Source organism: Leucobacter sp. M11 (assembly GCF_035726885.1).
GTDB lineage: Bacteria > Actinomycetota > Actinomycetes > Actinomycetales > Microbacteriaceae > JAPFRB01.
In genome coordinates this window covers 209,911-214,762 of sequence record NZ_JAPFRB010000005.1, presented here as the reverse complement: position 1 = coordinate 214,762, position 4,852 = coordinate 209,911, and the positions used below count along the sequence as shown (strand labels likewise).

Below are 4,852 nucleotides of genomic sequence, written 5' to 3'. Positions count from 1 at the left end.
ACCTCCTCGATGTCGTTCGTGCGGATGCACTTCTGCACGCTCGTCGCCGTGGGGTACGGCGCCGGGACCACGCCCGTCAGGTACGGCACGAAGGGCACCATGCCCGCGACCGTGAACATGAGGGTGGGGTCATCGCTCACGAGAGACGCGGAGGGGACCACGGTGTGGCCGCGCTCGGCGAAGAAGGTGAGCCAACGCTGACGAATTTCTGCGGTTTGCATACTTCCCTAGGTGCTTCGGTGCTGCTGGTGACGATGCTGGGCGTCCCGGGAACGGGCTCGCTCAGGGCTGGGGCCGGGGCGGTGCCTCCGGCGCAACACAGCCGGTTACTGCTTGGGGGCGAGGCGCTTGAGGGCGCGCTCGACGTCATCGAGGGTGTCCTCGAGCTCGGATTCACCGGAGCGGTACCCGCTCACAACGGCGTCGCCGAACTGTTTGACGCTCCGGTCAACGCGCTGAAAGAAGCGGCGTCCCTCCGGGGTGCTGTTAATGAAGTGGGCTGCGACGAAGCCGAGCGCGACTCCGAAAATAAGAGTGAAGAATTTCCGCACAATCTCTCCCTGCATGCTGTGCCCGAGAACGGGGTGCTGTCCGTAGCCGCGCTGGCTCGGACGGGCCCGGCGCTGTACGCATTCGAGTCTAACGGGTTGCGGATTCCCGGGCGGGATTGCTTCCGCGGGTCTCTGTCGATCCTCCCGGGCCGATTCTCGGAGCCGATCCAATCGGAGCCGATCCAGCCGAACCCGCAGAGAAAACAACGGAGGGGATGCCAGCGAACTGGACATCCCCTCCGGTGCGGTCGGGCTTAGCGACCCGAGTAGTACTCCACCACGAGCTGCACTTCACAGGTCACGGGGACCTCGGCGCGCTTCGGGCGACGCACGAGCTGCGCCTGGAGCTTGTCCAGGGACACCTCGAGGTAAGCGGGCACGGGAGGCAGAACCTCGGCGTGGCCACCGGCCGCGGCAACCTGGAACATCTCGGTGCCCTCGGAGCGCTCCTTGACGTGGATGAGCTGACCCGGCTTCACGCGGAAGGAGGGACGGTCAACGATCTTGCCGTTGACGAGGATGTGACGGTGCACAACCATCTGGCGGGCCTGTGCGGTGGTGCGGGCGAAGCCGGCACGCAGCACGAGGGCGTCGAGACGCATTTCGAGCAGCTCGACCAGGTTCTCACCGGTCAGGCCGTCCTTGCTGCGCGCCTCCTTGAAGGCGATCTGCAGCTGCTTCTCGCGGATGCCGTACTGGGCGCGCAGACGCTGCTTTTCACGCAGACGCACGGCGTAGTCGGAGTCCGACTTCCGCTTCGTGCGGCCGTGCTCGCCGGGGCCGTAGGGGCGCTTCTCGAGGTACTTTGCTGCCTTCGGGGTCAGGGCGATGCCCAGCGACCGCGACAGGCGGGTCTTGCTACGGGTACGTGACGTGGTAGACACGGATTCCTTTCAGTGTGTGTGCGACTGGCGCACTCGATGTTCTCTCGGTCATGCCGCACCCGCACCCCAGGGGGATGCACGCGATGCGACGAACCGTTTCCGGTGAGGGAACGACCATATGTACCCGGCTACAGGGAAACACGCCCGTTGTTGACCCGTTCTCGCAGCCGCACGAGTTCGGAGCCACGGGTGGCCACGGAGTAGCTTATCACGGCTCCCCCGCCCCGGCGAGCCGAGACCGGGGCGTGTCTGCCGGCGGCCAGAGCCGCGGCGGGTTACGGGGACTGCGGTCGCTGGGGGTCGGGCTGCTGGGGCGCGGGGGCCGGCTTCGGCGGGGTCCGCTCCCCGCGCAGGATGCGCTGAATCTTCGGGAGCCGCTCCGCGACCGCGCGCTCGTTCCCGTGCGTGCCGGGCAGATAGTACCGCTGGGCACGCAGCTCGTCCGGCAGATACTGCTGCGTCGCGACGCCGAGCTCGGTGTCGTGCGGGTAGCGGTACCCCTTGCCGTGACCCAGGCGCTTGGCTCCCGCGTAGTGACCGTCGCGAAGGTGGATGGGCACGCGCCCGATCCGCCCGGCGCGCACGTCAGCGATCGCCGCGTCGATTGCCACGTAGGCGGTGTTCGATTTCGGGGCGCAGGCGAGGTAGACGACGGCCTCCGCCAGCGGGATGCGCGCCTCGGGCATCCCGATCATCTGCGTTGCCTCGGCCGCCGCGACCGCGATGCCGAGCGCGGCGGGATCCGCCAGCCCGATGTCCTCGGCCGCGAGCACGATCACCCGGCGGGCGATAAACCGGGGGTCCTCCCCGGCCTCGATCATCCGGGCCAGGTAGTGCAGGGCCGCGTCCGGGTCCGAGCCGCGCACCGATTTGATAAAGGCGCTGATGACGTCGTAGTGCTCGTCACCGTTCCGGTCGTAGCGGAGCAACGCCCGGTCCACCGCGGTTGCGACGACCTCCGCGGTGATGCGCGGACCCTCGTGCGCGGCGGGGCCGTCCGGCGCAGCGGCGTCCTGGTCCCCCGCGTCCGGCCCCGCGCTCTCGCCCGACACCGCGCTCTCGTCCGAGCCTCTCCCCTGGTCCGGGTCGTGCCCGGCGTCCGCCGCAGCTCCCGCGGACCCGTCGCCCCGGGCCGCGGCGCGCAGCTGCGCCCGCAGCGTGAGCGGCTCGGCGGACAGCTCCGCCGCGAGGTCAGCGGCATCCTCGTCCCCGGCCGCGGCGAGGGCCGTGAGTTCGGCAATCTCTTCCGCGAGGCCCGCGGCGTGCGGATCGTCGTGGGCGTCCTCCGGATCGGCGGCGCCGGGATCGACCGCCCCGCTCGGGACCGCAGCGGCGTCGTCCGCGCCGCCCTCGGTGTCTTCGGTGCCTTCAGGGTCTTCGGTGTGCACCGAGCCCTCGGCCTCCGGCCCGGGGTGTCCCGCGCCGGGGCCGTCGGGGTGAGCGGCTCCGGCTGCGTCGGCCTCGGCGATCGCCACGGCGGAGGCCGCGGCGGCCTCCAGCGTCGTGAGCGCGCGCCGGGCGTCGCCAGAGGCGAGCTTCACGATCAGCTCGTAGGCGTCCTCGTCGACGGGGATCCGGTCGCCGAGTCCGCGCTCCTCGGTCGCGGCCCGGCGCAGCAGCGTGCCGAGCTCCCGGTCCGTGAGCGGCTGCAGGGTCAGCAAGAGCGAGCGGCTGAGGAGCGGGCTGATCACCGAAAAAGACGGGTTCTCGGTGGTCGCGGCCACCAGGGTCACCCAGCCGTTTTCGACCCCGGGCAGCAGGGCATCCTGCTGGGCCTTCGTAAAGCGGTGGATCTCATCGAGGAACAGCACGGTCGCGACCCCGTAGAGATCGCGCTCGTTCAGGGCGCGCTCCATGACGACGCGCACGTCCTTCACCCCGGCGGTCACGGCGGACAGCTCGACGAAGTTCCGGCCGCTCGAGTGCGCGATCGCCTGGGCGAGCGTCGTCTTCCCGGTGCCGGGCGGGCCCCACAGGATCACCGAGATCGCGCCCTTGCCCTGTCCGGTTTCGGCGGGGTCCGCGAGCGAACGCAGGGGGGATCCGGGCTTCAGCAGGTGCTGCTGGCCAACCACCTCGTCCAGGCTCCGCGGACGCATTCGGACCGCGAGGGGCGCGGTCATCCCACCTCCGGTTAGCGTCGACTCAGTCACGGCTCCATGATATCTGTCCTTCCTGACACCGCTGTCCCCCTCCGCTGTGGCATAGTTGGTGTGGTTGGGGCAAGAAGGCAGCGCCGAACCTGCCACCGAGACGATGCGGAATAGGTGAACTACAGTGAGCGATTCAACGAACGACACGCCATGGGGTCGCGTTGACGAGACGAACACGGTGTACGTCCGAGAGGGCGACAGCGAGCGGACGGTCGGACAGTATCCGGACGGCACGGCAGAGGAGGCTCTTGCCTACTTCGTCCGCAAGTTCACCGAACTCGAGGGCCAGGTCGTGCTGCTCGAACAGCGCATCGCCCGCGGCACCGCGGTGAGCGACGTTGCCTCGACCGTGCAGAAGCTGGCCGAGCAGCTCGTCGAGCCCAACGCGGTTGGCGACATCGCCTCCCTCCGCGAGCGCGTCGGCAAGCTCACCGCCAAGGCGGAGGAGCTGACCGAGCAGCAGAAGGCCGAGCGCGAGAAGGCGAAGCAGGCGGCCATCGAGGCGCGCACCGCGATCGTCGTCGCCGCTGAGGAGCTCGCCGCGCAGGACCCCGACCGCGTGCAGTGGAAGCAGACGCAGCAGAGCTTCGATCAGCTCTTCGCCGACTGGCAGGCCGCGCAGAAGGCCGGCCCGCAGCTGCCCAAGGCCCAGGCTGATGCGCTCTGGAAGCGTTTCCGCACGGCCCGGCAGACCGTTGACTCCGCACGGCGCGCCTTCTTCGCGAAGATGGACGCGGCCAACAAGGACGTCCGGCACCGGAAGGAGCAGATCATTGCGAGCGCTGAGGCACTCGCGGATCAGGGCGCCGGCGGCATCCCCGCCTACCGTAACCTCCTTGAGGACTGGAAGGGCGCTGGCCGCGCGAGCCGCAAGATCGACGACCAGCTCTGGGCCCGCTTCAAGGCGGCCGGCGACGTCCTCTACGGTGCAAAGGCCGAGGAGGTCGCGCAGAGCAACGAGGAGTACCAGGCCAACCTGGTCGCCAAGGAGGCCCTGCTGACCGAGGCCGAGCCGCTGCTCGCAGAAACCGACCACGAGACGGCGCGCAAGAAGCTGACCGACTTCCAGCTTCGCTGGGACGAGCTCGGCAAGGTGCCCCGCGAGGCCATCCGGGCGGTCGAGGGCCGCATGCGCGCCATCGAGGACCACGTCCGCGGTCTGCAGGAGGCCCACTGGCAGGCGACGAACCCCGAGACCATCGCGCGCAGCGAGGGCCTGCGCGGTCAGCTGGAGCAGTCCATCGCCGAGCTGCAGGACGAGATC

5 protein-coding genes are annotated in these 4,852 nt (G+C 69.6%); 1 reads left to right on the top strand and 4 read right to left on the bottom strand.

Translation table 11 applies throughout. The features are described from left to right. The 4 genes from OOT08_RS16385 to OOT08_RS16370 form a co-directional block, all read right to left on the bottom strand. A partial coding sequence (locus OOT08_RS16385) for an alanine--tRNA ligase-related protein (RefSeq protein ID WP_325093892.1) occupies positions 1-221 on the bottom strand: 221 nt, incomplete at its 3' end. Positions 222-326: 105 nt separating this feature from the next. Next, positions 327-551 (bottom strand): hypothetical protein, encoded by a 225-nt coding sequence (locus tag OOT08_RS16380; RefSeq protein WP_325093891.1) that lies wholly within the window; start codon positions 549-551, stop codon positions 327-329. A 254-nt stretch (positions 552-805) separates the two neighbouring features. Continuing rightward, positions 806-1,435 (bottom strand): 30S ribosomal protein S4, encoded by a 630-nt coding sequence (gene rpsD, locus OOT08_RS16375; RefSeq protein ID WP_325093890.1) that lies wholly within the window; start codon positions 1,433-1,435, stop codon positions 806-808. Positions 1,436-1,710: 275 nt separating this feature from the next. Beyond that, complete coding sequence (locus tag OOT08_RS16370; protein ID WP_325093889.1) at positions 1,711-3,588, bottom strand: replication-associated recombination protein A; 1,878 nt, start codon at positions 3,586-3,588, stop codon at positions 1,711-1,713. Positions 3,589-3,712: 124 nt separating this feature from the next. Here OOT08_RS16370 and OOT08_RS16365 point away from each other — a divergent pair. Further along, positions 3,713-4,852, top strand: a 1,140-nt coding sequence (locus tag OOT08_RS16365) for a DUF349 domain-containing protein (protein ID WP_325093888.1), incomplete at its 3' end; no start/stop codon positions are given.